The organism is Aeromonas sp. 55A (assembly GCF_051919665.1).
Classification (GTDB): domain Bacteria; phylum Pseudomonadota; class Gammaproteobacteria; order Enterobacterales; family Aeromonadaceae; genus Aeromonas; species Aeromonas veronii.
The window spans coordinates 1,477,859-1,503,014 of record NZ_JBQBEH010000008.1 but is presented as its reverse complement, the minus strand read 5'-3'; the positions used below and the strand labels follow the sequence as shown (position 1 = coordinate 1,503,014).

24 protein-coding genes are annotated in these 25,156 nt (G+C 56.9%); 19 read left to right on the top strand and 5 right to left on the bottom strand.

The features are described 5' to 3' along the window. The first annotated feature begins 392 nt into the window (after positions 1-392). The 4 genes from mntA (at position 393) to ACTG2G_RS10990 (ending at position 3,006) form a co-directional block, all read left to right on the top strand. Positions 393-842, top strand: a complete 450-nt coding sequence (mntA, locus tag ACTG2G_RS11005) for a type VII toxin-antitoxin system MntA family adenylyltransferase antitoxin (protein ID WP_421387180.1) — start codon at positions 393-395, stop codon at positions 840-842. After that, positions 835-1,263 (top strand): type VII toxin-antitoxin system HepT family RNase toxin, encoded by a 429-nt coding sequence (gene hepT, locus ACTG2G_RS11000; protein WP_075112289.1) that lies wholly within the window; start codon positions 835-837, stop codon positions 1,261-1,263. The genes mntA and hepT overlap by 8 nt, the downstream gene beginning before the upstream one ends. Positions 1,264-1,432: 169 nt before the next feature. Continuing rightward, a complete protein-coding gene (locus ACTG2G_RS10995) occupies positions 1,433-1,687 on the top strand; it encodes a helix-turn-helix domain-containing protein (protein ID WP_042013334.1) in 255 nt (84 codons plus the stop codon). After that, positions 1,687-3,006, top strand: coding sequence for a type II toxin-antitoxin system HipA family toxin (locus tag ACTG2G_RS10990; RefSeq protein ID WP_421387181.1), 1,320 nt, complete (start codon positions 1,687-1,689; stop codon positions 3,004-3,006). Before ACTG2G_RS10995 ends, ACTG2G_RS10990 begins: the two co-directional genes overlap by 1 nt. A 420-nt stretch (positions 3,007-3,426) precedes the next feature. Here ACTG2G_RS10990 and fhuB read toward each other — a convergent pair whose 3' ends face one another. The 5 genes from fhuB to ACTG2G_RS10965 form a co-directional block, all read right to left on the bottom strand. Then, complete coding sequence (fhuB, locus tag ACTG2G_RS10985; protein WP_439985427.1) at positions 3,427-5,409, bottom strand: Fe(3+)-hydroxamate ABC transporter permease FhuB; 1,983 nt, start codon at positions 5,407-5,409, stop codon at positions 3,427-3,429. After that, the gene (locus ACTG2G_RS10980) at positions 5,406-6,290 is read right to left on the bottom strand and encodes an ABC transporter substrate-binding protein (RefSeq protein WP_244776332.1); all 885 of its coding nucleotides are present in this window, start codon (positions 6,288-6,290) and stop codon (positions 5,406-5,408) included. The genes fhuB and ACTG2G_RS10980 overlap by 4 nt, the downstream gene beginning before the upstream one ends. A gap of 34 nt (positions 6,291-6,324) precedes the next feature. Continuing rightward, positions 6,325-7,089 (bottom strand): ATP-binding cassette domain-containing protein, encoded by a 765-nt coding sequence (locus tag ACTG2G_RS10975; RefSeq protein WP_124930500.1) that lies wholly within the window; start codon positions 7,087-7,089, stop codon positions 6,325-6,327. A gap of 46 nt (positions 7,090-7,135) precedes the next feature. Then, positions 7,136-8,782, bottom strand: coding sequence for a multidrug ABC transporter permease/ATP-binding protein (locus ACTG2G_RS10970; RefSeq protein ID WP_429204853.1), 1,647 nt, complete (start codon positions 8,780-8,782; stop codon positions 7,136-7,138). A 79-nt stretch (positions 8,783-8,861) separates the two neighbouring features. Beyond that, on the bottom strand, positions 8,862-10,985 hold the full coding sequence (locus ACTG2G_RS10965) for a TonB-dependent siderophore receptor (protein ID WP_429204851.1): 2,124 nt from the start codon (positions 10,983-10,985) through the stop codon (positions 8,862-8,864). Positions 10,986-11,381: 396 nt separating this feature from the next. On the opposite strand from ACTG2G_RS10965, the gene mioC reads away from it, so the two are divergent. From mioC to glmU, 15 genes are all read left to right on the top strand, one after another. Next, entirely contained in the window at positions 11,382-11,831 is a 450-nt protein-coding gene (gene mioC / locus ACTG2G_RS10960) for an FMN-binding protein MioC (RefSeq protein ID WP_033138545.1), read from the top strand. Between the two features lie 508 nt (positions 11,832-12,339). After that, positions 12,340-14,229, top strand: coding sequence for a tRNA uridine-5-carboxymethylaminomethyl(34) synthesis enzyme MnmG (gene mnmG / locus ACTG2G_RS10955; protein ID WP_005357220.1), 1,890 nt, complete (start codon positions 12,340-12,342; stop codon positions 14,227-14,229). Between the two features lie 21 nt (positions 14,230-14,250). Further along, the gene (gene rsmG / locus ACTG2G_RS10950) at positions 14,251-14,877 is read left to right on the top strand and encodes a 16S rRNA (guanine(527)-N(7))-methyltransferase RsmG (RefSeq protein WP_376901850.1); all 627 of its coding nucleotides are present in this window, start codon (positions 14,251-14,253) and stop codon (positions 14,875-14,877) included. Between the two features lie 26 nt (positions 14,878-14,903). Beyond that, a complete protein-coding gene (locus tag ACTG2G_RS10945; protein ID WP_421338752.1) occupies positions 14,904-15,707 on the top strand; it encodes a ParA family protein in 804 nt (267 codons plus the stop codon). Then, the gene (locus ACTG2G_RS10940; protein ID WP_439985426.1) at positions 15,704-16,612 is read left to right on the top strand and encodes a ParB/RepB/Spo0J family partition protein; all 909 of its coding nucleotides are present in this window, start codon (positions 15,704-15,706) and stop codon (positions 16,610-16,612) included. Before ACTG2G_RS10945 ends, ACTG2G_RS10940 begins: the two co-directional genes overlap by 4 nt. A 203-nt stretch (positions 16,613-16,815) precedes the next feature. After that, positions 16,816-17,208: an ATP synthase subunit I gene (locus ACTG2G_RS10935; protein WP_439985425.1), complete on the top strand. Its 393-nt coding sequence runs from the start codon at positions 16,816-16,818 to the stop codon at positions 17,206-17,208. A gap of 8 nt (positions 17,209-17,216) precedes the next feature. Continuing rightward, positions 17,217-17,996, top strand: a complete 780-nt coding sequence (gene atpB / locus ACTG2G_RS10930; protein WP_439985424.1) for a F0F1 ATP synthase subunit A — start codon at positions 17,217-17,219, stop codon at positions 17,994-17,996. Between the two features lie 39 nt (positions 17,997-18,035). After that, positions 18,036-18,263, top strand: coding sequence for a F0F1 ATP synthase subunit C (atpE, locus tag ACTG2G_RS10925; protein ID WP_370881544.1), 228 nt, complete (start codon positions 18,036-18,038; stop codon positions 18,261-18,263). Positions 18,264-18,320: 57 nt separating this feature from the next. After that, positions 18,321-18,791, top strand: coding sequence for a F0F1 ATP synthase subunit B (gene atpF, locus ACTG2G_RS10920; protein WP_439985423.1), 471 nt, complete (start codon positions 18,321-18,323; stop codon positions 18,789-18,791). 13 nt (positions 18,792-18,804) lie between these two features. Further along, a complete protein-coding gene (atpH, locus tag ACTG2G_RS10915; protein WP_439985422.1) occupies positions 18,805-19,338 on the top strand; it encodes a F0F1 ATP synthase subunit delta in 534 nt (177 codons plus the stop codon). A 15-nt stretch (positions 19,339-19,353) separates the two neighbouring features. Continuing rightward, a complete protein-coding gene (atpA, locus tag ACTG2G_RS10910; protein ID WP_005339342.1) occupies positions 19,354-20,895 on the top strand; it encodes a F0F1 ATP synthase subunit alpha in 1,542 nt (513 codons plus the stop codon). A gap of 43 nt (positions 20,896-20,938) precedes the next feature. Next, positions 20,939-21,805: a F0F1 ATP synthase subunit gamma gene (gene atpG / locus ACTG2G_RS10905; RefSeq protein ID WP_005339343.1), complete on the top strand. Its 867-nt coding sequence runs from the start codon at positions 20,939-20,941 to the stop codon at positions 21,803-21,805. A gap of 33 nt (positions 21,806-21,838) precedes the next feature. Further along, positions 21,839-23,227, top strand: coding sequence for a F0F1 ATP synthase subunit beta (gene atpD, locus ACTG2G_RS10900; RefSeq protein WP_005339344.1), 1,389 nt, complete (start codon positions 21,839-21,841; stop codon positions 23,225-23,227). An 18-nt stretch (positions 23,228-23,245) separates the two neighbouring features. Continuing rightward, entirely contained in the window at positions 23,246-23,674 is a 429-nt protein-coding gene (locus ACTG2G_RS10895) for a F0F1 ATP synthase subunit epsilon (RefSeq protein ID WP_005339345.1), read from the top strand. 95 nt (positions 23,675-23,769) lie between these two features. After that, positions 23,770-25,131: a bifunctional UDP-N-acetylglucosamine diphosphorylase/glucosamine-1-phosphate N-acetyltransferase GlmU gene (gene glmU / locus ACTG2G_RS10890; RefSeq protein WP_439985421.1), complete on the top strand. Its 1,362-nt coding sequence runs from the start codon at positions 23,770-23,772 to the stop codon at positions 25,129-25,131. The last annotated feature ends 25 nt before the right edge of the window (positions 25,132-25,156 follow it).

The window sequence follows — 25,156 nt, the reverse complement described above, 5'->3', positions numbered from 1 at the left end:
TGGTTTCAATATGATTTTCGAGAGGGTATTAAGTGGTTTTAATGGGGTATACCTTTTTAGAACCACCACATGACGATCGAAATACGACCTTTCGATAGCCTTCTGATCTGACAGAACAAACTTTAAGTGTGATCCGTCATCACAAAGTCGCTTTTGAGTTGTATTTGAGTATTTAAGCGACGTTGCTCACCATTCCTGATCTGCTGAATGGGATGCCAAAGGAGGAAATCTACAGAAGCTGGGCTTTGAGGTGAGTCATTTTTTCGACTCACCGAACAAGCCAGCAGCCAAGCGCAGCGCGGCAGGCTACTGGAAGTTACGTACAAAAGCCCAACCATGTGGCACCATACTAACCAGAACTCTGTCTCAAGCGACCAAATGGCCGTACCAATATGAAACCCGACAGCGATGTTATTCACCAGCTGATTACCCTAGCCAACAGCAACCCCCAGGTGCAGGTGCTTTGGCTTTACGGCTCCCGTGCCAAGGGGACTGCAGGTCCTGCCAGCGACTGGGATCTGGCGGTGGCCTTTGATCCAATCAAACAGTGTGGACCACTGGGTACTGCACTGGAAAACCGCTTGCGCCCTGAACTGCTCGCGCTGGAGTGGCAACGTGCCATGGGGTTGGCAGAAGGGAAACTTTCGGTCGTCGATATCAATCAGGCCCCGATTCCGTTGGCTTTTGCGGTAGTAGATGCAAATCGTCCTCTCTATAGCCGTGATGAGGGGCGGCGTTTGCAAGAGGAGGCGCGGATAATGTCGCAGATGGAACTTGGTTATCACCATCGCCAAGCCTATATCAGCAAACATCATTCTGAGGAGTGGAGTAAAGATGAGTGATAACGCCTATATAGGAGCTTTACGCATCAGCCTGTCGCGCTATAAGGCCGAGTTGTCAGAGATACGGGCTATTCTGGCGCTGCGTGCGCTTTCCAATCTGGAGTACCGCGCAGCTGAGCGAACTCTACAAGTGTCTATCGAAGCGTGTATTGGCGTGGCAAAGCACTGGGCTAAAGCATTGGCAAGTCATACCCCACAGGATGCCTATCAGGCATTCGAAATCCTGGCCCAGCGTGGTGAGCTATCCCCCGACACCTTAATCGGCTGGCGCAAGATTATTGGCCTTCGCAATGCGCTGGTGCACGACTATCTGAATATTGACCCCGAGATCATCCGTAGCGTCATTGCTCAAGGCTATAGCGACCAGCTGTTCACGTTTGCAGATCAAGGTCTCGACTGGTTGGCTGCCCATATTGATTGAAACTTCGACGTCATATCTCCGCTTACCGTTCTCTTACCCGCTATGGGGGATAAATGTTTAATACCGGCTATAGCGTGTAAGTTATATTTACCTCCTATAACAGGTAAACATTGATATACCTGCCACAGCGTGTAAATTGGAAGAAGGCACGCTACCAGGTTGTAGAATCATGAAAGTAACCAGCGCCAAGCAGCTGAGCGCCTGTATCAAGGATGCCAGGCTTTCTCAAAAGCTCTCTCAAGGCAAAGTGGCCGAGAAAGTGGGGATTAGGCAAGACACAGTCTCTAGCTTCGAACTCAATCCTGAGTCCACCAAGCTGGAAACCCTGTTCAAGATCCTCGCATCACTCGAATTGTCACTGGACATCAAACCCCGCAATGAGTCATCCGAGAGTCCGGCATCGGGCTGGAAGGAGGAGTGGTAATGGCCAATCTGGCTGTCTACATGAACGGCTATCGGGTAGGCACATTCACCAAAACTACCAGCGGCGCCCATCAGTTTCAGTACCATGAGTCATGGCTGGCACAACCGGGCAGCCGTCCCATCTCACTTTCCATGCCATTGCGCCATCAGGCCTACCGGGGCGATGAAGCCTATAACTTCTTCGACAACCTGCTGCCAGATAATACGGAGGTGAGGAACAGGGTTGTTGCACGCTATCAAGCGGCATCAACTCAGCCCTTCGATCTGCTCAGTTGCATTGGCCAGGATAGCGTAGGGGCATTACAGCTGGTTACCGAAGGGCACGACGTTCCAGATGTCAGGCGAATCGACTACAAAGCACTTTCCGATGGCGAGCTCGAGCAGATCCTGACCAGCTACAAATCAGGAATCCCTTTGGGGATGGTCAGGGAGCAAGAGGAGTTCCGGATCTCTATCGCCGGAGCGCAAGAAAAGACAGCGCTGCTCTATCTCGATGGCCGTTGGTACTTGCCACTCAACGCAACGCCGACAACCCACATTATCAAACTCCCTATTGGCAAGATTGAAAGCCACTCCTACTCGATAGACCTCTCCCAGAGCGTAGAAAACGAATATCTCTGCACTCTGATTGCCAAGGAGTTTGGTCTACCCGTACCTCACTGCTTCATGATGCAGGTTGGCCAGGTCAAAGCACTGGCTGTGGAACGCTTCGACAGACGTTACGCTGCCGATCGCAGTTGGATCATGCGCCTTCCCCAAGAAGATTTCTGTCAGGTATTGAATGTTCCGTCAGCACGGAAATACGAGAGCCATGGTGGACCAGGGATCACTGACATCATGAAAACCTTGCTGGGCTCTGCGACACCAGAACAGGATCGCTACCTGTTCATGAAATCTCAGGTCCTGTTCTGGCTGCTGGCGGCCACCGATGGCCATGCAAAGAACTTCTCGGTCTTTATTGAACCGGAAGGGCGTTTTCGCCTGACCCCTTTTTACGACATCCTATCTGTCTATCCAGTGTTTGGCGGCCGAGGCCTCAACCGAAGGGACGCCAAGCTCGCTATGGGCCTAGCAAGCAGCAAGGGAAAGAAATACGCCATTGAGCAGATATTCCCGCGTCATTTCTTCCAAACGGCGAAAGCTGTGGGATTTGAGCGTTCTGCTATGGAAGAGATCCTGACAGAACTGGCCAACTCCGTTGATGATGTTATTGAGCGTGTTACCCAGCAATTGCCAGCGGGCTTCCCCGATGCCATCAGCAGCACCATTCTAGAGGGCCTAAAAGCCCGCTCAGCCAGGCTGATAAAGGGCTGGGATTAAATTGGCGGTATGTGGGATGATTGCACGGTTAGCCTAACCACCTATGGGAAGTTTGCACGGTTCGAAGAGTAAAAGCGGCTTTCCAGGCACCGGACGGTGCTATGGTCGGTGCAAAATATGTTCAAAACTCACCTAAAAAGCGGTTTTGAATGCGTGTAGTAGCATCGAGTTGATTCATATGGGAAGGCTGCACGATCGAGAATAGACTATGTGGGAACGCTGCACGATAGCAGAAACCCGTGAGCGGCCTCTCAATATGCTGTTTTAGTTACTTTTACCCCAAGCTGCCCCGAAAAGTTACTAACATATTGAAGATAATAGATTATTTACATTCTGCATCGGCAAGTAACGCCGAACGACAGACAATAAAAAGCCCGGGTTCATCCCGGGCTTTTTATTGTCTATTTTTTGTCCGAGAACTTAGAGGCGGCGCAGGCACCACATGAAGTAAGCGCCCCCTAACAAGGTGGAGACCAGCCCGACCGGCACCTCCTGCGGGAAGAGGATCTGCTGACCGACCCAGTCCGCCGAGACCATCAACAGGGCGCCGGAAGCGGCGGCCCCAAGCAGGTGCCAGCGAGCCCGCACCAGCCCCATAAGCTTGGCCATATGCGGTGCCAACAGACCGACGAAAGAGAGCGGCCCGACCACCAGGGTGGCACTGGCGGTGAGCACGGCCACCAGCAGCAGGATGGCAAGCTGGGCACGGTTGAGGCGAATGCCGAGTGCGGTGGCTACCGCCGCCCCCATTGGCAGCAGATCAAGCCAACGGCTCACCAACAGGCAGGCGGCCAGCATCAACAGCGCCAGCCCCACCAGCCCACAGGCCACCGGCAGGGTGACGTAGTAGGTGGAACCAGACATCCAGGAGAGCAGTTGCTGCACCCGCAGGTCACCGTTGGCCAGCGCGATAGCCTGCAGCGGCTCAAACAACGCCGTGATGGCGATACCTGAAAGCAGGATCCGCTCCGGCTGGAAGCCTTGCTTGCGATTAACCACCACCAGCAGCAACAGGCAGCCGAAGGCACCGATCAGGCCACCGGACAGCATCAGCGGCAGGGGCAATGCAGGCAGCAACAGCGCCGTCGCTATCACCCCCATAAAGGTGCCACCGCTCACCCCCAGCAACTCCGGGCTCGCCATCGGGTTGTTGCTGACCCGCTGCAACAGGGTGCCCGCCAGCGCCAGCAGCACGCCAGCCGCCCCCGCCGCCAGAGTGCGCGGCAGCCGCCACTCCAGCTGGGCCTGCCAGCGGAGCCAGCTCGGCCAACTCCAGCCCGTCATTCCCTGTCCAACCAGCAGGGAGGCGACCACGGCCAGCATCAGCCCGACCAGCAACAGGCCAATAAGGCGAGCCGGTGCCGGATGTCGGGCCACCAGCAGACCGGCGTTTGCCTTCGGCGTACCCGACTTGATGCCAAGGCGCGGGATCAACCAGAGCAGCAGCGGCGCCCCCAGCAGGGCGGTCATGGCGCCGGTGGGGATCAAGACTGGCCAGAAGCGACTCAGACTCTGCAGCAGCAGATCGGTCGCCGCCAGCAGCAGGGCGCCGAGGATTGGAGCACACAGCAGCCGCTGGCCGAGCTGGCGGATCCCGAGCAGCCGCACCATGGCGGGTGCGGCCAGCCCGATAAAGCCGATCAGCCCCACCACGCTCACCACACAGGCGGTGACAAACACCGCCAGCCCCAGTCCGGCAAAACGCAGATGCTGCAGGGAGACCCCCAGACTGCGGGCGCTGGCATCATCCAGCTCCAGCACCGCCAGCGGGCGCACCAGTACTGCGGCCAGCAAAGCGGCTGCCAGCAGGCGGGGCAACAGGTAACTCACCCCGCTCCAGCTGTTCTGCACTAGCGAGCCACTGCCCCACACCAGCAAGCCTTTCAGCTCCTCCTGAAAGAACAGCAAGAGCCCCATGCTGATGGCCGCCAGATAGAGGTTGATCACCAGCCCGGCAAAGATGATGACCACCGGATTGAGCTGGCGACGCCAGGCCAGGGCAAACACCAGTGCCATCGCAAGGCTGCCGCCGGCCATGGCGATCCACTCCCGCCCCAGCAGCAACCAGGAGGGGGCAAACAGGGTCACCATCATCAATGCCAGCTGGGCACCGGAGGCCACCCCAAGAGTGGTGGGTGACGCGAGCGGGTTGCGCAGCACCTGCTGCATCAGGGTGCCCGCCAGCCCGAGCGCCGCCCCGGCCAGCAGGGTGACAACCAGGCGAGGCAGCCAGCTGAAATGCACCACCGCTTGGCTGACATCATCCAGATTGGGGGCGAAGAGACTCTGCCACCAGAGCGCACCGGGCAGCTGGCGAGCCAGCTCCCAATACGCGAGCAAGAGGGTCAACCCCAGCAGGATCGAGACCGGCCGCAGCAGCGGCGATGTGAGCAGTCGCTTCATCGGCTAGCCTCCATACGCTCGGCATCTTGCAGCAATGCATCGCTGAGCAGACCGGCGAAACGGCGGGCGGCAAGTACGCCGCCAAAACTCCAGACCGCAGGCAGATGCAGCACGGGCGCCTGCCGTACCAGCGGCAGATGCTGCCACAGCCCAGGCTCCTGCAGCCGTTCGCTCACCCCGACCGGAATGGGATCGACCACCACCAGCCGCGCGGTTGGCAAGGTCATGAACTGCTCGATGCTGACCACCGAGAAACCCCAGTCATTGGTCTGCTCCTGCCAGCCATTACGCAGCCCAAGCCGCGTCATCACCGCATCGAACAGGCTGTGGCGACCAAACACCCGCACATGGCGCTCATCGATAAACTGCACCACCAGCAGGGGCGGCAGATCCGCAGGCAATCCGGCCTGCATGCTGGCGAGATCCCGAGCGAGCCCGGCCAGCAGCCGTTCGCCCTCAGCGGTTTTGCCCACCATACGGGCGAGAGTCAGGGTCACCTCGTGCAACCGCTGCCACAGATCGGTTTGCCCATCATAGAGGGCTATGGTGCTCACCGGCGCGATGTGGGAAAGAGTTGGCGCCAGCGGGGCCGCCAGCGGCGAGATGAGGATGCGATCGGGTTTGAGCTCTGCCAGCAGCTCACGGTTGGGCTGGGTGCGCAGGCCGATATCCACCACCCCGGCGGGTAGCCGTGGCTCGCCGACCCATGCCTGATAGGGGCCTGCATCCCCCACCGCCAGCGGCGTCACCCCGAGCGCCAGCAATGTTTCGGCTATGGTCCAGTCGACAGTGGCGATTCGGGGTAGCGGCGCAGAGGCGATCGGGGATGTGTCGGCCTGCGCCGCTAGTGGCAGCAGCAGGCTAATAAGGCAGGGTGCCATCTTCTTCAATAAACGGTTCAAGAGAGCCCCCCGGTCAGACGATGGCGATGGGATGAGCATGAGCCGGGTGGCGAATGACCTCCATCGGAATGCCATAGATGGCGTGCAGAGTCTCGCTGGTCATGATCCCCTCAGGTTCGCCGTGGGTGAGCAGGCGGCCGGAGTGGAGCGCCACCAGCCGATCGCAGAAGCGGGAGGCCATATTGATGTCGTGAATGACGATGATGACCCCGAGGTTTAGCTGACGGCTCAACTGCTTGACCAGTGTCAGCACCTCCACCTGATGGGCCACATCCAGCGCGGCCAGCGGCTCGTCCAGCAGGATGAAGCGGCTCTCTTGGGCCAGCAGCATCGCCAGCCAGACCCGCCCCCGCTCACCGCCGGAGAGGGTATCCACCAGCCGATCGGCAAAGCGTTCGGTATGGGTAAGGGCGATGGCCCGCTCGACCTGACGGTGATCCTCCGCCCCCATCCGGCCCAGCAGGCCGCGCCAGGGGTAGCGGCCCATCTCCACCAGCTCCCGCCCGAGCAGATTCTCGGCGCTCGGCAGATGCTGGGGCAGATAGGCCACCTGACGGGCAAACTCCCGGTTGCCCCAGTCGGGTAGCGGCTTGCCATCGAACAGGATCTCGCCGTCGCTGAGGGGTTGCTGGCGTGCCAGCAGCTTGAGCAGGGTCGATTTGCCCGACCCATTGTGGCCGATGAGGCCATAGACCTGTCCCTGCTCGAAACGCAGGTCGGTGGGGTGCAGCAGCGTGCGGTCATTGACCGTGAAACTGGCTGATTTCATCTCGAACATAAGCAATTCCTGTGCTGGCTTGCCGCCAGTCTCATCGGTGCCGGCATCAAGCCGGCACCTCGCAATCCAAGTGGGCGATCGCATCACGGCTCACTGCGGCACGGCGCGCGCCGGTCAGTTCGGTGAGTTTTCCCTGCCGCATCTCCAGCAGGCGATCGGCCAGCGGGAAGTAGTGATCATCGTGACTGATGGCAATCACCGTCTTGCCCATCTCCTTGAGGCGCGGCAGCAGCACCTGATAGAAGATGCGGCGGAACTGAGGATCCTGATCCGCAGCCCACTCGTCAAACAGCATCACCTCGCGCTGCTCGGCCAGCGCCAGCAGCAGGGCGACCCGCTTGCGCTGCCCTTGGGAGAGATCGATATCGGCGATAAAGCCATCCTCGATGGTGAGCTTGCTGCCCATCTGCAACCGCTCCAGCCACTCGGCCACCAGCTCATCCTTGGGTTCCGGCCCCAGCAGGTGCTGGAACAGGTGATAATCGGTGAAGATGGCGGAGAAGAGCGCCAGATAGCCGTTGCGATCGGTGACGGGTTCACCATCCAACAGGATCCGGCCCGATACCGGCTGGTAAAGGCCGGTCAACAGCATGGCCAGCGTCGACTTGCCGGAGCCATTGCCACCGATGATGAAAATCTGCTCCCCCTTTTCGATGACCAGATCAATGGGGCCGACGGCAAAGCCGCCCTCCCCCTGATAGTGAAAGCTCACCTGCTCCAGCTCGATACGCTGCCAGGGGCGGATGGCGGGCGGCAGCGGGAAGTCCGCATCCGGCTCGGCCAGATTGAGGGCGGCGATCTTGTCGAACGCCACCTGAGCGGCAAGCAGGGTCGGCAGGGCGCCAATCCCCTGCAACAGCGGGGTGCGCAGGAACAGCAGGGTCAGGGCGAAGGTGGCGGCCACATTGGTGTTGGCCCAGCCAAGACCGTTGGCCAGAAAGAAGACCAGACCGATCGCCCCCAGCATCATGATATTCGACCAGTTCACCGCACTCAGGTGATAGGTGTCGGCGCGAATGATCTGCTGGCGGTAGTCACGGGCATTTTGCTCATAGAGCTGGTGGTAAACGAAGTGAGCCCGCTCGCGGTTGAGCGCCAGCTCCTTGCTGCCGGCGATGATGGCCTGATAGTTCTGATAGAGCCGATCTTCGGCCTGACGCATTTGGGAGAGATGGCGATAAACACGGTTCACCAGCAACCAGCCCACCACCATGGTGACGGTGACCCAGAGCGCAGTCACCCCGAGCAATGCAGGAGAGAGCCAGCCAAGGTAAAGGGCAGAACCCAGCGTGAGCACCAGCCCCTGCACCAGCTCAGGCAGGCGCACGAAGGCGATGGTGATCTGGCCGATATCGCTGGAGAGGGAGGCCAGCAGCGGCCCCTGACCAATCTGGCGGATACGGGCGACATCGGTATCCAACAGTTGCTTGAGCAGACGGCCGCGCAACCGGTAGACAAAATGGTGACCGAGAGTGGTCAGGGCCAGCTGAGATCCGAGTGTGATCACCAGCAGCAACACAATCAGGCCGACCAGCTGACCGAGGATCGGCAGCGGATCACCTATAGATTCGATAAGAGACTGATTGATAAAAGCAATGACGCCAATCCCGCTGACGGCACTGAGCAGACTGAGCAGGGTGATAGCGATAAAAGGCCAACGATATTGGCGATAAACCAGAGACAAGAGTTCCATAACGGACCGGTATTCCAGAGAGATCAGAACAACTGCGGGTGAAAAGAAGGGCGGGAACCTGGTTCCCGCCCGACTTCGATTACCAGCGGTAGTTGATGCTGCCCACTACGCTGCGCGGCTCGCCGTAGTAGCAGTAGTAGTCACAACTGGCCACGTAGGTTTCACCCAGCAGGTTGTTGACGTTGAGCTGGGCACGCCAGTTCTTGGCAAAGTCATACCCGATCATCGCATCCCAGACGGTATGGGCCGGCACCTCGGCAGAGCCGTAGATGGGGGTATAGTCCGCATTCACGGCGCCAATACCCACGCTGGAACCGATATAACGCACACCGGTACCCAGCTCCAGACCCGAAGCCACCCCTTGCTGCACCTTGTAGTTACCCCAGAAGGAGGCCTGGTGGCGCGGGATCAGGCTGGCACGGCGATCGCCACTGCCGGTGTCGTTGGTTTTGGCATCTGTGTAGGTATAAGCAGCGGTCAGACGTAGCGCATCGGTCACCTGCACGCTCCCTTCCAGCTCAACCCCCTGAGAGGTCACTTCACCCGCCTGGGTCTGCTGGCCGGAACCGGTAGAGACCAGCGAGTTGGTCTGGGCCAGATCGAACAGCGCCAAATTGATGTAACCGTCGAGGAAGGCAGGCGCATATTTGACGCCTGCTTCATACAATTTTCCCTCACGGGATTTATATGAAGTTTTGGTATTCGGATCGATCCCGGGCAACATCAAGAACGACTCAGAATAAACAAGATATGGCGAGATGCCGTTGTCGGCCAGATACATCAAGCTGCCGGAAAGGGATAGCGCATGATCGTACTGCTTTTCATCTCTATCATATGTTTTGCTGATGTTATGGGTCTCGACATAGTCAAAGCGACCACCTCCTGTCAGCAACCAGCGATCGTCCCAACGGATCTGATGCTGGGCATAGATCCCCTCTTGAGCCATGGTTGTTTTCTGGTAAGTGGCCGTTGACTCATCAAATCCAGGGAAGCCGCTGTAATCCGGGTTCTGGGTATCTATGGTTCCCATCCATGAATCCGCTTCCATCCCCTTGTTGACATGACGCTGCAGATCCACCCCAAGCAGCAGGGTCTGCTCGGTGCTGTCGGTGTTCCAGTAGCCCACCATCTGATTATCCATAGTGGCACTCTTGGTATTGCCATCCCGATAGATCATGCCACGGCCACGAACCGGCATATTTTCATCGGGAGTCGCGGGCCAGGCAGCCCAAGGATAGATATAGGTCTGGCGCAGCAGCAGATCGTTGTAGTTGAAGCGGACGTTCTGCTTGAACTCCCAGGTCTGGTTGAGCTGGTGGGCCAGCTCGTAACCGGTGGAGATCTGGGTATTGCGGTTGCGATCGTAATCCGGCTGGCTCAGGTTGGTGGAGGGATCAATCTGGCCACCTGACGTATTCAGGGTGCCATAGACCGGGAAGAAGCCGTTGGTCGGGACTCCTTCGTCGTGCAGAAAACTGGCCAGCAGGGTCAGGCTGGTACGATCCGAAAGATCGAAGGTGACGCTCGGCGCCAGATAAACCCGATCGTTGTAGGTGCCGGTGAGCACCCCATCACGCTCTTTATAGAGAGCAACCATCCGGTAGCGGCTGCTGTCGGAGAGCGCGTCAGAGACATCCACCCCGACCTGACGATGATCCCGGCTGCCAAGCTGCAGCTCCACCTGCCCTTGCGGCGTGGCGGTCGGTCGCTTGCTGATGGCATTGATCACCCCGCCCGGAGGCGCTACGCCATAGAGCATTGAAGCGGGCCCCTTCAGCACTTCCACACTCTCCAGGCCGAACGGTTCCGGCGTCCAAAGATAGTAACCAGAGCCAAACAGGATGCTTCCATCGAGATAGGAAGCGGCATCGAAGCCACGCACTTTGAACCAGTCGGTGTTGTTGTCTGAGCCATAGAGGCCAGTCAATACGCCTGAACGGTAGCGAATCGCTTCATCCAGCTGCAACACGGCGTGCTGATCCAGTTCTTCGCGATTAACCACGGAGACGGCGCGAGGGGTCTCGGCCATCGGCACTTCCACCTTCATGGCCGTACCGGTCACCACCATGGTTTCGCTGGCTTTGAGCAGTTCAGCTGTGGTTTGTTCGGCCATCAGCGGCAGGGAGACGAGCAAACCGGAGAGCGAAAGCACGCCGAAGGCGCCCTTCTTGCCGGGTCCTGTAGTGTATTTTTGCGCAATCATATTAAAGTCTCGTTTATCAATGAGTTATGTTGTTTTAATTGTTATTTGTGGTCGTTTGTCACGACATCACCCTGTTCCATGGGCGAATAAAGCAGCGCAATCCTACTACAGGAGCCGTGATCGAATCGATTCAATAATTGCTAATCATTTGCATCTACATTGTTATCTAGCTGCATCGTTGGCAGGATTTCGCGGGAGATGGGAGCCATCAGGAGAGCCATTAGCGGAGAAGAAAATGGAGAGGAATATAAAGAAGCAGAAAAAAGATCGGCAGGATGGATCCGGTGGCATTATCTGACTGGATCCATTATCCCCAAGCTTTATCCATATTTATCCACACCCTTTGGCGGTAGAATCCGGCTTTCCGTTTCTTTGTCTGAAATCAGGATCCATTCCATGGCCAAACTCAATCTCGTCGTCGGCTCCATGCTGGGCGCCGCCGAATATGTCGCAGACCACGTCGCCAACCTGCTGGAACAGGCTGGCCACCAGACCCGGATCCACAACCCGGCCAAGCTGGCAGAGGTACTGGATGATGCGGGATCCATCCTGCTGGTGGTCACCTCGACCCATGGTGCCGGTGATGTACCCGACAACCTGCAACCCTTCGCCAAGGATCTTGCCGAGCAGCATCCGGATCTTAATTCATTGAAATATGGCGTGATCGCCCTTGGTGACAGCAGTTATGACACCTTTTGCCAGGGCGGCAAGACGCTGGATCGGCTGCTGGCCGAGTGCGGAGCCAGCCGGATCGGCGAGCGACTCGACATCGATGTGACCCAACACGAGATCCCCGAAGATGCCGCAGAAGTGTGGATCCGCGACTGGATGACGATGATCGCCTGATCAGCGTACGGGAGATCCTGAAAAAAAGCTTGATCTCCCCACTTATCCCCAGATCGACTATCCACCATGTTATTAACAGATTGATCCGGGGGAGTTGTTCTACAAGGTTACCCACAACGCCCAGGGGTAATGTGCATAACTACGGTGTAAAGCTTTGCAAAACCTATAGTTATCCATGTATTAGATCCAGACTGACAGACCTCTGTGTATAAAAGTCCTGGTTATCCCCTTGTTCACCGGGCCAGGATCCAAGCTTTTCCACAAGCTAGGATCGTCCTTAAATTAATGATCTTTATGATCAAAAAGTGCTTATCAACAGAAAGGGCGGATCCTAATAAGAGATCCAGTAAAAGATCGATCTAAAGATCCTTAAGATCTAATTAGTGGATCCTCCCTTCATACTGAACGTTAAGTAGACGTTCCCCTCAGGACGCGAAACAGATAGAATGTTCCGCCCTTTAGCCCAGGCAAATAAAGATCTTCAGGCGTGCAGATCAAGGTGATCCCAATGCAATACCATGAACAATTTGATGTGATCGTCGTCGGTGGCGGTCATGCCGGAACCGAAGCAGCAACAGCGGCAGCCCGTATGGGCATGAACACCCTGTTGCTGACCCACAATATCGATACGCTGGGACACATGTCCTGTAATCCGGCGATCGGCGGGATCGGCAAGGGACACCTGGTCAGGGAAGTTGACGCACTCGGCGGGATCATGGCGCGTGCCATCGATCTTGGCGGGATCCAGTTCCGCACCCTCAACTCCTCCAAGGGCCCGGCAGTACGAGCCACTCGTGCCCAGGCGGATCGCCTGCTCTACAAGGCTGTCGTTCGCCAGATGCTGGAGAACTACCCGAACCTGAAGATCTTCCAGCAGGCTTGTGACGATCTGATCATGGATGGGGATCGTGTTGCCGGTGTGGTCACCCAGAGCGGGATCCGCATCAGCGGCAAAACTGTGGTGCTGACGGTCGGTACCTTCCTGAACGGGTTGATCCACATAGGGATGGAAAACTACAAGGGCGGCCGTGCCGGGGATCCTCCCTCGATCGCCCTGGCCCAGCGCCTGCGCGAACTGCCGCTGCGCATCGATCGTCTCAAGACGGGCACCCCGCCGCGCATCGATGCTCGCAGCGTCGATTTCTCCGTCATGCAGGAACAGCACGGCGACGATCCGCGTCCGGTCTTCTCGTTTATCGGCAATGCCAGCCAGCATCCCCGTCAGGTGCCTTGCTACGTCACCCACACCAACGAGCGTACCCACGAGGTGATCCGCAATAACCTGGATCGCAGCCCCATGTACGCCGGGGTGATCGAGGGGATCGGCCCGCGCTACTGCCCGTCGATCGAAGACAAGATCACCCGTTTCGCCGACAAGACGGCGCACCAGATCTTCGTCGAGCCGGAAGGCCTGACCACCCACGAACTCTATCCGAACGGGATCTCCACCAGCCTGCCGTTTGACGTGCAGGTGCAGATCGTCCGTTCCGTGCGCGGCTTCGAGAACGCCCACATCACCCGCCCCGGCTATGCCATCGAATATGATTTCTTCGATCCGCGGGATCTCAAGGCCAACATGGAGAGCAAGTGCATTCCAAACCTGTTCTTCGCTGGCCAGATCAACGGCACGACCGGTTACGAAGAGGCAGCGGCACAAGGCCTGATGGCCGGTTTGAACGCGGCCTTGCGTGCCCAGGACAAGGATCCCTGGAACCCGCGTCGGGATCAGGCCTACATGGGCGTGATGATGGATGATCTCTCCACCCTGGGGACCCGCGAGCCTTACCGCATGTTCACCAGCCGCGCCGAATATCGCCTGCTGCTGCGTGAAGACAACGCCGATATCCGCCTGACCGCCATCGGTCGCGAGCTGGGTCTGGTGGATGACGAGCGCTGGAGCAAATTCAACGCCAAGATGGAACAGGTCGAGCTGGAGCGTCAGCGCATGCGTTCAACCTGGATCCACCCGCAACATCCGTCACTGGAAGCGGTCAACGCCCTGGTCAACACCCCGCTGACCCGCGAACAGAGTCTGGAAGAGCTGTTGCGTCGTCCCGAGGTGACCTATGATGCGCTGATGGCCATCGAAGGTGTCGGTCCTTCCGTGACCGATCCTGCCGCGGCCGAACAGGTTGAGATCCAGATCAAGTACGCCGGTTACATCGAGCGTCAACACGATGAAGTGGAAAAGCAGCTGCGCAACGAGAACACCCTGCTGCCGCTGGATCTGGACTATCGCGAGGTGAACGGCCTCTCCAACGAGGTGAAAGCCAAGCTGAACGATGCCAAGCCGCAGACCATTGGTCAGGCTTCCCGTATCTCCGGCATCACCCCGGCGGCCATCTCCATCCTGCTGGTTCACCTGAAAAAACACGGCCTGCTGCGTAAAACCGCCTGAGGATTCTTACCGTTGGAAAATATGCTGGAAAGATTGAACGGCCTGCTCAAGCAGGCCGAAATTGTTATCACCGATACCCAAAAGAGCCAACTGGTGCAGTTGGTCGAGTTGCTGCACAAGTGGAACAAGGCTTACAATCTCACCTCGGTGCGAGATCCGGACTCCATGCTGGTCAAGCATATCCTCGATAGCCTGGTGGTAAGCCCCCACTTGCACGGTGAGCGCTTCATCGACGTGGGGACCGGTCCCGGCCTGCCGGGATTGCCGCTGGCGATCATCAATCCGGACAAGCAGTTCGTCCTGCTCGACAGTCTGGGCAAGCGGATCAACTTCATCCGTCAGGTGATCCAGGAGCTGGGGCTGACCAATGTGACGCCGGTCAAATCCCGGGTTGAAGAGTATCAACCCGAGGTGGGATTTGATGGTGTACTGAGTCGGGCATTTGCCTCGCTGGAGGACATGCTGAGCTGGTGTCACCACCTGCCGTCAGAACAGGGCTGCTTCCTAGCACTCAAGGGACAATATCCCGAGCAGGAGCTGGCCCAGTTGCCTGCCAATATCCGTCTGGTAGCCTGTCATGAGTTGCGGGTGCCGGAGCTGGAAGGCGAACGTCATCTGCTGGAATTCAAACATATCCAGCCCGAATAGGGTCGCAGTTTCATTTAGGGGATCGTGTGGGAAAAGTCATCGCCATAGCCAACCAGAAGGGTGGAGTGGGTAAAACCACCACCTGTGTGAACCTGGCCGCCTCCATGGCTGCCACCCGGCGCAAGGTGCTGGTGATCGATCTGGATCCGCAGGGCAATGCCACCATGGGCAGCGGTGTCGACAAGTATGATGTCGAGCGCACCGCCTATGAGTTGCTGATCGAGGATGCCCCCATCAGCGAAGTGATCATCCCCGAAACTACCGGGGGTTATCACCTGATCGCCGCCAACGCAGACGTGACCGCGGCCGAAATCCGTCTGATGGAATTTTTCGCCCGCGAAATCCGCCTGCGCAATGCGCTGGCTTCGGTGCGGGACAAATACGACTACGTCTTCATCGACTGCCCGCCCTCTCTCAACATGCTGACCGTGAACGCCATGGCCGCCGCCGACTCCGTGCTGGTGCCCATGCAGTGCGAATATTACGCGCTGGAGGGGCTGACCGCCCTGGTCGACACCATCAGCAAGCTGGCCGCTGTGGTCAATCCGGATCTCAAGATCGAGGGGGTGCTGCGCACCATGTACGATCACCGTAACCGGTTGGCCAATGATGTGTCCGATCAGCTAAAACAGCACTTCGGCGATAAAGTCTACCGCACCATCATTCCCCGCAATGTCAGACTGGCGGAGGCACCGAGCTTCGGTGCGCCGGCCATGCACTATGACAAATCATCGGTGGGCGCCAAGGCCTACCTGGCTCTGGCTGGCGAGATCCTGCGCCGTCAGGAGCAGGAGCGTCAGGCGACCATCGCAGACCGAGAGAGCGTATGACTCCGAAAAAACGTGGACTGGGCAAGGGGCTGGATGCCCTGCTCAGTACCAGCACGGCTGCCCGCCAGAAACAGGTAATGAGCGATCAACGTACCGAGCAAGCAATGGCCCCCACCAATCAGGGCGAGCTGCGCAAGCTGCCGGTGGAGTGGTTGCAGTCCGGCAAGTACCAGCCCCGCAAGGACATGTCCCAGGATGCCCTGGAAGAGCTTGCCAACTCCATCCGTGTCCAAGGAGTGATCCAGCCCATCGTGGTACGCCCCCTTGGCGAACATGCTTTCGAGATCATCGCCGGTGAACGACGCTGGCGTGCGTCCCAGCTGGCGCGGCTCGAGGTGGTGCCCTGCATCGTCAAGGATGTGCCCGACGAGGCTGCCGTCGCCATCGCGCTGATCGAGAACATCCAGCGGGAAGACCTCAATGCCATCGAAGAGGCGGTCGCTTTACAAAGATTGCTGACCGAATTTGAACTCACCCACCAGCAGGTGGCCGAGGCGGTGGGCAAGTCCCGCACCACGGTGACCAACCTGCTGCGTCTCAACCAGCTCAACGACGACGTAAAACGTTTCGTTGAGCATGGTGACCTCGACATGGGCCATGCCCGTGCCCTGCTGGCCCTGAGTGGCCAGGCCCAGTCCGAACTGGCCAAGCTGGTTGCCCAGAAAGGGCTGACCGTGCGCGATACCGAGAAGCTGGTGCAAAAAGCACTCGAACCGGCAAAAGCCAGAGTCGAACCGGTCCGTGATCCGCAGATTGGCTACCTGGAGCGTCAACTGGCAGAAAAAATTGGTAATCAGGTGCAACTTCAGCCTGGCAAGCGGGATAGCGGAAAGTTAGTAATAAGTTACGAGAATTTGTCCGATTTGGACCGTATATTGGGCTATTTTGGCGTGTCGGAATCGTGATTTTTACGCTTTTTGTAGTAATAAAACATCCATTCCTTTCTATATGGCCATAACCTTGATTTGTCGCGGAAAGCCGCAAAAATTAAGGGTTTTTGTCATATTGCAATAGCTGCCCTCAAGGGTATAATTTGACCGGCTTTAAGAGCTGTTGAATCGTCGATGTCAATGTTCGATTTTTACAGTTCTGTAATGTTCAGGAGGGTATGGTGTATCGAAGAGAAGCCTGGAAAGGGTTGACTCTTGCCTTGGCTATCTTGGGTTGCCAGCTACTCCTGATCCTGGCTGTGAGCTCAGCATGGGGTTACCTTAAAGGAGTTCCAGCCGGATATTCCTCCCTCTATGGGGGAGGGATATATCTTATCCCACAACTACTATTCAGTCTTTTTACCTTGAATAGACAACTTGGCCCTGGGAGTGCGGGTTGGGTGTTGTGGGATTTTTATGTTGGAGCTGGGATTAAGCTGGTAAGTACAGTCGCACTTTTTGTGGTTGTTCTCACGAACGTGGAGTCGGAGCATCTTCCGCTCTATGTCACTTATGCACTTTCCTTGTTTTTCCAATGGGTCATTACGATCGTTCTCAATAACCGCTACTAGGAAAACTCATGGCTGCAACCGGAGAAGCCCTGACTACTCAGGGATACATCTCCCACCACCTGCACCATCTGCAAGTGGGTTCGGGGTTCTGGGCGGTAAATATCGACTCCATGATATTTTCCGTTGTCCTCGGCGCTCTGTTTATCTGGATATTCCGTAAAGTTGCCGCTACGGCGACCAGCGGTGTGCCAGGCAAACTGCAGTGTTTTGTAGAAATGGTTGTCGAGTTTGTGGATGACACCGTCAAGGGTATCTTCCACGGTAAGGACCGGCTGATTGCTCCGCTGGCTCTGACCGTGTTCATCTGGGTTTTCCTGATGAACCTGATGGATCTTATCCCGGTTGACTACCTGCCCTACACAGCACAAGTGCTGGGCATCCCCTACTTGCGAGTAGTTCCTTCCGCCGATGTTAACATCACCATGTCCATGGCTCTGGGTGTCTTCGCCTTGATCATTATTTACAGTATCAAGATGAAAGGTATCTCGGGGTTTGCGAAAGAGTTGACCCTCAACCCTTTCAATCACTGGGCATTGATACCTGTTAACCTCGCGCTGGAGTTGGTTACCCTGCTCTCCAAGCCCATCTCTTTGGGTTTGCGACTGTTTGGTAACATGTATGCCGGTGAACTGGTTTTTATCCTGATCGCTGGTCTGCTACCGTGGTGGTCCCAATGGCTGCTTAGTGTGCCTTGGGCGCTGTTCCACATTCTGGTAATTACTCTGCAAGCTTTTATCTTCATGGTGTTGACCATCGTCTATTTGTCGATGGCCAGTGAAGACCATTAATCCTGTTACGTTTACTCGCTCTGTTTGGAGAATATAAAGATGGAAATGATTTACTTCGCCGCTGCAATCATGCTGGGTATGGCCGCTGTCGGTGCCGCTATCGGTATCTCTCTGCTGGGTGGCAAGTTCCTGGAAGGTGCTGCTCGCCAGCCTGACCTGATGCCTATCCTGCGTACCAACTTCTTCATCGTAATGGGTCTGGTTGATGCGATCCCGATGATCGTGGTTGGTATGGCTCTGTACCTGATCTTCGGTGTTGCAGCCTGATAAGTGATGCGGTTGTTGTCACTTTCTTTTTAAATTTCACATAGAGAGGTCTTGGTTGTGAGTATCAACGCCACCCTCCTTGGCCAGACAATTGCTTTCATTATTTTTGTCTGGTGCTGCATGAAGTTCGTATGGCCGCCGCTGATTGCAGCCATCGAAGCCCGTCAGAAAGCTATTGCTGACGGCCTCTCTTCTGCCGAACGAGCCAAGAAAGATCTGGATTTGGCCAAGGCCAATGCCGTCGATCAGCTGAAGGAAGCCAAGCTGCAGGCTGCTGAAATCATTGAACAGGCCAATAAACGCAAGGCCCAGATCATTGATGAGGCGACTGTCGGTGCCCAGGCCGAGCGGGAGAAAATCCTGGCTCAGGGCCGTGCCGAGATCGAAGCTGAACGTTATCGTGCCAAAGAAGAACTGCGTAAGCAGGTTGCTGCTCTTGCCATTGCTGGTGCAGAGAAGATCCTGGCGCGTCAAATCGACCAGGCTGCCAACAGCGACATCGTCGACAAACTGGTAGCAGAACTGTAACGGGAACGGGGCTATGTCTGAACTGACTACAATCGCTCGCCCCTACGCCAAGGCTGCTTTCGAGTTTGCCGTTGAGCACAAGGCGGTTGACCAGTGGCTGGGTATGCTCGGTTTCGCTGCGCAAGTAGCGGAAAACGAGACCATACACAATCTGGTAAACGGCTCTGTAGCCGCCGCCGAGCTGGCAACACTGTTTGTCGGTGTCTGTGGTGAGCAACTCGACGTGCATGGCCAGAACCTGATCCGGGTGATGGCCGAGAATGGTCGCTTGGGTGTGCTGCCGGCAGTCGTTGCTGAATTTGTAGCGTTCAAAGCTGAACTGGATAAAGAGGTTCAGGCTGACGTGATTTCGGCGATCGAACTGACCGACCAGCAGAAAGCCAATATTCAGGCTTCTCTGGAACAACGTCTCGCGCGCAAAGTGAAGCTGAATTGCAGCATCGATGCGTCCTTGATGGCCGGGGTGCTCATCAAGGCCGGTGATCTGGTAATCGACGGCACAGTCCGCGGTAAGCTGGATCGCATGGCTGACGCGCTGCAATCTTGATTGGGGTATTAGAGCATGCAACTGAATTCCACTGAAATCGCCGAGCTGATCAAGCAGCGCATTGCGCAGTTTGATGTAAAGAGCGAAGCGCGTAACGAAGGTACTATCGTCTCTGTGAGCGACGGTATCATTCGTATTCACGGCCTGGCTGATGCCATGCAGGGTGAGATGATCGAGCTGCCGGGCAACCGCTACGCTCTGGCATTGAACCTGGAGCGTGACTCCGTCGGTGCGGTGATTATGGGTTCCTATGACGGTCTGTCAGAAGGAATGAAAGTAAAAGGTACTGGCCGCATTCTGGAAGTGCCGGTAGGTCGTGGTCTGTTGGGCCGGGTGTTGAACACCCTGGGTCAGCCGATCGACGGTAAAGGTCCGATCGACAACGACGGCTTCTCGCCGATCGAAGTGATCGCACCGGGCGTTATCGAGCGTAAGTCTGTTGACCAGCCGGTCCAGACCGGTCTGAAAGCCATCGATGCCATGATCCCTATCGGTCGTGGCCAGCGTGAGCTGATCATCGGTGACCGTCAGGTTGGTAAGACCGCCATCGCGATCGACACCATCATCAACCAGAAAGATTCCGGCATTAAGTGTGTTTACGTTGCGATTGGCCAGAAGGCCTCCACCATCGCCAACGTGGTGCGCAAGCTGGAAGAGCACGGCGCCCTGGCCAACACCATCGTGGTTGTTGCCTCTGCCTCCGAAGCGGCTGCTCTGCAGTACCTGGCTCCGTATGCCGGTTGCTCCATGGGTGAGTACTTCCGTGACCGCGGTGAAGACGCGCTGATCATCTATGATGACCTGTCCAAACAGGCCGTAGCTTATCGCCAGATTTCCCTGCTGCTGCGCCGTCCGCCAGGACGTGAAGCCTACCCGGGTGACGTTTTCTATCTGCACTCCCGTCTGCTGGAGCGTGCTGCTCGCGTTAACGCCGAGTACGTAGAGAAGTTCACCAAGGGTGAAGTGAAAGGCAAGACCGGCTCTCTGACCGCGCTGCCGATCATCGAAACCCAGGCGGGTGACGTATCTGCGTTCGTTCCGACCAACGTGATCTCCATCACCGATGGTCAGATCTTCCTGACTTCACAGCTGTTCAACTCCGGTATTCGTCCGGCGGTTGACCCGGGTATCTCCGTATCCCGTGTAGGTGGTGCTGCTCAGACCAAGATCGTCAAGAAGCTGTCCGGTGGTATCCGTACCGCGCTGGCCCAGTATCGCGAACTGGCGGCATTCGCCCAGTTCTCTTCCGATCTGGACGAGGCGACTCGCAAGCAGCTGGATCACGGTGTGAAAGTGACCGAGCTGATGAAGCAGAAGCAGTACTCTCCGCTGAGCGTGGCTCACCAGTCTCTGGTGTTGTTCGCCGCCGAGAAAGGCTATCTCTCCGATGTCGAGCTGAACAAAATCGTCGACTTCGAAGCCGCTCTGCTCTCTTACGCCAATACCCAGCATGCCGAGCTGATGGCTGAAATCAATGCCAAAGCCGACTACAACGACGCGATCGTTGGCAAGCTGACTGCGTTGCTGGATAGCTTCAAAGCAACCCAGACCTGGTAAGCGTGTGTGGCAGCGTGAGCTGCCACTTGATGGAGAGTAAGAGATGGCCGGCGCAAAAGAGATACGTAACAAGATCGGGAGTGTGAAAAACACTCAGAAGATCACCGGCGCTATGGAAATGGTGGCAGCAAGCAAAATGCGCCGTGCGCAGGAACGCATGTCTGCCAGCCGTCCGTACGCTGAAACCATGCGCAAGGTGATCGGCCATATCGCTCAGGGGAACTTGGAATACAAGCACCCCTACCTCATCGAACGTGAGGTCAAGCGAGTGGGTTACATCGTCGTCTCCACCGACCGTGGCCTGTGTGGTGGTCTGAACATCAACCTGTTCAAGGCTGCCCTCAATGATATGAAGCAATGGAGCGCGAAAGGTGCCAAGGTTGACTTGGCACTGATCGGTAACAAGGCCTCCAACTTCTTTGAACGGCACGGCGCCAAGGTTAAAGCTCATGTCGCAGGACTGGGCGATAGTCCGAGCGTCAATGACCTGATTGGTTCAGTCAAGGTCATGCTGAAGGCTTACGACAACGGTGAGATTGACAAGCTGTATCTGGTGTACAACAAGTTCGTCAACACCATGGTGCAGCAACCACGGGTCGATCAACTGCTGCCTTTGCCCGTAACTGAAGACAGCAAGCTCGCCAAGAAACACCACTGGGATTACCTCTATGAGCCGGATCCCAAGAAGCTGCTGGATACCCTGCTGGTTCGCTACGTCGAATCTCAGGTTTACCAGGGTGTAGTGGAAAACTTGGCAAGTGAACAGGCAGCCCGAATGGTTGCCATGCAAGCCGCGACTGACAACGCCGGTAACCTGATTAACGATCTGCAACTGGTATACAACAAGGCCCGTCAGGCCAGTATTACCCAGGAGCTGACAGAGATCGTATCCGGTGCTGCTGCGGTGTAAGGCAAGGGTTATCAAAGGTTTAGAGGATTTGACATGAGTAACGGTTTCATCGTCCAAATCATCGGCGCTGTGGTGGACATCGAGTTCCCGCAGAATGCCGTGCCCCAGGTGTACGATGCACTGAAGGTCGTTAGCGAAGGTCAAGGCCAGGGTCTGGTGCTGGAAGTTCAGCAACAGATCGGTGGCGGCGTCGTTCGTTGCATCACCATGGGCTCCTCCGACGGTCTGCGTCGTGGGTTGGAAGTAGTGAATAGCGGTAAATCCATCCAGGTTCCGGTCGGTACTGCGACTCTGGGTCGGATCATGAACGTACTGGGCGAGCCAATCGACGAAAAAGGTCCGATCGGTGAAGAAGAGTGCTGGTCTATCCACCGCGCTGCCCCCAGCTACGAAGATCAGTCCAACAGTAACGATCTGCTGGAAACAGGCATCAAGGTTATCGACCTGGTATGCCCGTTCGCCAAGGGTGGTAAGGTTGGTCTGTTCGGTGGTGCCGGTGTAGGCAAAACCGTAAACATGATGGAGCTGATCCGTAACATCGCGATCGAGCACAGTGGTTACTCTGTGTTCGCCGGTGTAGGTGAGCGTACCCGTGAGGGTAACGACTTCTACCACGAGATGATGGAGTCCAACGTACTGGACAAAGTATCTCTGGTTTACGGTCAGATGAACGAGCCGCCCGGAAACCGTCTGCGCGTTGCGCTGACCGGCCTGACCATGGCTGAGAAGTTCCGTGACGAGGGTCGTGACGTGCTGTTCTTCGTGGACAACATCTACCGTTACACCTTGGCCGGTACCGAAGTATCCGCACTGCTGGGCCGTATGCCTTCCGCAGTAGGTTACCAGCCGACCCTGGCCGAGGAGATGGGTGTTCTGCAAGAACGTATCACCTCCACCAAGACTGGTTCCATCACCTCCGTACAGGCCGTTTACGTGCCTGCGGATGACTTGACTGACCCGTCTCCGGCGACCACCTTCGCCCACCTGGATGCGACTGTCGTACTGTCCCGTCAAATCGCGGCACTGGGTATCTACCCGGCCGTTGACCCGCTGGACTCTACCTCTCGTCAGCTGGATCCGCTGGTGGTTGGCAAAGAACACTACGAGACCGCTCGTGGCGTTCAGACCGTACTGCAGCGCTACAAAGAGCTGAAGGACATCATCGCCATCCTGGGTATGGATGAACTGTCAGAAGAAGACAAACTGACCGTAGCCCGTGCCCGTAAGATCGAGCGTTTCCTGTCCCAGCCGTTCTTCGTAGCAGAAGTGTTTACCGGTTCTCCGGGTAAATACGTGCCGCTGAAAGAGACCATCCGTGGTTTCCAGGGCATCCTGAAAGGCGAGTATGACGATCTGCCCGAGCAGGCGTTCTACATGGTTGGCGGTATCGACGAAGTCGTCGAGAAATCCAAGAAACTGTAAGCCTCGACAGGAGGGCCCATGGCAGAGATGATCTCCTTTCACCTGGACGTGGTGAGCGCCGAAGGAAAACTGTTTTCCGGTCGCGTGCAATCCGCTCAGGTATCAGGCTCCGAAGGTGAGTTGGGTCTCCGCCACGGTCATGCTCCGTTGCTGACTGCCATCAAGCCGGGCCTGGTCCGCTTGGTGAAGCAGAACGGAACTGAAGAGGTGCTGTACATCTCCGGCGGTATGCTGGAAGTACAACCTGAATCCGTGACCGTGCTTGCGGACACCGCGATTCGTGCTGACGACTTGGATGAGGCGAAAGCCCAGGAAGCCAAGCGTGCAGCCGAAGAGCGGATCCACAGCTCCCATGGTGATATCGACTACGCCCAGGCCGCCACCGAGCTGGCCAAGGCGATGGCTCAACTGCGAGTCATCGATATCGTCAAAAAGAATTACCGCTAATAACGGTGATGTAAAAAGCGACCTTCGGGTCGCTTTTTTTTTACCCGTTCGATAGACTCCGCCGAGTATTTCCACACAAGTTCAAGGTCGAAGTCATGTCTCTCAACGTCGTGATCCTGGCTGCGGGTAAAGGTACCCGTATGCGCTCTTCCCTGCCCAAGGTACTGCACCCGGTAGCCAACAAACCTATGGTTTCCCATGTGATCGATACCGCCCGTCAGGTCGGTGCCGAGCAGTTGCATCTGGTTTATGGCCACGGTGCCGAGCTGCTGAAAGAGCGGATCGTGGCGGCCGATGTGAACTGGGTGCTGCAGGCGCAGCAGCTGGGGACCGGTCATGCCGTCGCCCAGGCCATCCCGTTCTGGAAGGATGAAGACGATGTGCTGGTGCTCTACGGCGATACCCCGCTGATCCAGCCAGAGACCCTGCAGCGACTGCTGGCTGCCAAGGCTGAAAACGGGATGGCACTGCTGACCGTGGTACTGGACAACCCCACCGGCTATGGCCGCATCGTCCGTGAAAATGGTCAGGTAGTCGGTATCGTCGAGCAGAAGGATGCCAATGCCGAACAGCTGGCGATCCGTGAGGTGAATACCGGCGTGCTGGTGGCCAATGGGGGCCAGTTGCGTCAATGGTTGTCTCGTCTCGACAACAAGAATGCCCAGGGTGAGTTCTATCTGACGGATGTGATCGCCATGGCTCACGGCGATAATTGCCCGATTGCCGCTGTGCATCCAGAGCGTGCCGCTGAAGTTGAAGGGGCCAACAATCGGGTGCAATTGGCCCAACTTGAGCGCAGCTATCAGCAGATGCAGGCTGAGAAACTGATGATTGCAGGCGCAACCATGATCGACCCCGCACGCTTTGATTTGCGTGGGGTTTTGGAAATTGGTGAAGAGGTTGTTATTGATGCAAACGTCATCATTGAGGGCAAGGTGACTCTCGGCAATCATGTTCGTATCGGAGCCGGTTGCGTACTGAAAGATTGTGTCATTGGCGATCACACCGAGGTGAAACCCTACTCGGTCATCGAGGGTGCACAGGTGGCAGAACAGTGCTCAGTGGGTCCGTTTACCCGCTTGCGTCCGGGGGCGGTTCTGGAGCAGGATGCGCACGTTGGCAACTTCGTCGAGATGAAGAAGGCCCGTCTTGGGGTTGGTTCCAAGTGCGGTCATCTGACCTATCTGGGTGATGCCGAGATCGGTGCCGGGGTGAACATCGGTGCCGGTACCATCACCTGCAACTACGACGGGGTCAACAAATTCCAGACCATCATCGAGGACGATGTGTTCGTCGGTTCTGATACCCAACTGGTAGCGCCTGTTCGCATCGGCAAGGGTGCCACCCTGGGTGCCGGCTCTACTATTACCAAGGACGTGGGTGAAAATGAACTCGTGATAACCCGGGTACCCCAGCGTCACATCAAGAACTGGGCTCGTCCGGTCAAGAAGAAGTGATGCCCGATCAATAAAATAGAACCGG